Source organism: Rhodococcus opacus (assembly GCF_012396235.1).
In the GTDB taxonomy this organism is placed as follows: domain Bacteria; phylum Actinomycetota; class Actinomycetes; order Mycobacteriales; family Mycobacteriaceae; genus Rhodococcus_F; species Rhodococcus_F opacus.
This window is the reverse complement of record NZ_JAAXPA010000109.1, coordinates 1-1,043: the sequence shown is the minus strand read 5'-3', so window position 1 is coordinate 1,043 and position 1,043 is coordinate 1. Positions and strand designations below refer to the sequence as shown.

Annotated in this window: 1 protein-coding gene; it reads left to right on the top strand. The window is 70.1% G+C overall.

What is annotated here, in order from left to right; translation table 11 throughout:
* Positions 1-1,043: lysylphosphatidylglycerol synthase transmembrane domain-containing protein (locus tag HGB39_RS38085; protein ID WP_247607643.1), on the top strand; the 1,043-nt coding region annotated here is incomplete at both ends.

Genomic DNA, 1,043 nt, shown 5'->3' with positions numbered 1-1,043 from the left:
GACGCCCAAGACACCCGCCCGACGCCCCGCAGGCGTCGAGTCGAATGGGTGATCGGCGGCCTGCTCGTCGTCGTGCTCGCGGTGGAAATCGTCCTCATCTGGCCGGACCTCTCCGAGAGCGTCCAGAACCTCGGCGACCTCCGATGGGGATGGGTGGCCGCGGCCGTCACGGCGTCGCTGGCGTCGATGTCGAGTTTCGCCCGGGTCCAGCGCTGCCTGCTGGGGGTCGCGGACGTGCACATCAGACAGCGGCAGTCCCTCGCGGTGACGTTCGCCTCCAATTCGATGAGCGTGACGCTGCCGGGCGGCCCGGTTCTGGCAACGACGTTCAGGTACCGGCAGACACGCCTCTGGGGTGCCTCACCGGTGGTCGCGACGTGGCAACTGGTGATGGCCGGCGCCCTCCAGGCCATCGGCCTGGCGCTCGTCGGACTGGCGGGCGCACTGCTCGTCGGGGCCGAGACCAACCCGTTCTCGCTGATCTTCACGTTCGGCGGCCTGTGCGCCTTCCTGGTGGTGGCTCAGTACGCCGCCTCGCGGCCCGACGCCCTCGAAGGTGTCGGCATCACCGCGCTACGCGGATTCAACGCGCTTCGAAAGAAGTCTCCGCTGACCGGTGTTCGCCGATGGAAGCACATCGTGAACCAGATGAGCGCCGTCCGGATGGATCGCCGCGACACCGCCCGCGCGTTCGGGTGGTCGCTGTTCAACTGGATCGCCGACGCCGCATGCCTCGCCTTCGCGTGCTACGCGGTCGGCGCACATCCCGGGTTCGCCGGACTGGCCGTCGCGTACGCGGCGGGCAACGCCGCCCGTTCGGCCATCCCACTCCTGCCCGCCGGGCTCGGTGTCATGGACGCCGTGCTCGTCCCCGCACTGACCGCCAGCGGAATGACCGGCGCCGAGGCGGTGTCCGCGATCGTCGTCTACCGCCTGGTCAGCTTCCTGCTCATGGCCACCATCGGCTGGATCGTCTTCGCGGCACGCTTCCGGGGTGCGCAGCAGCAGGGCGAGGAGGGCCCGGACCCCGCACCACTGTGGCG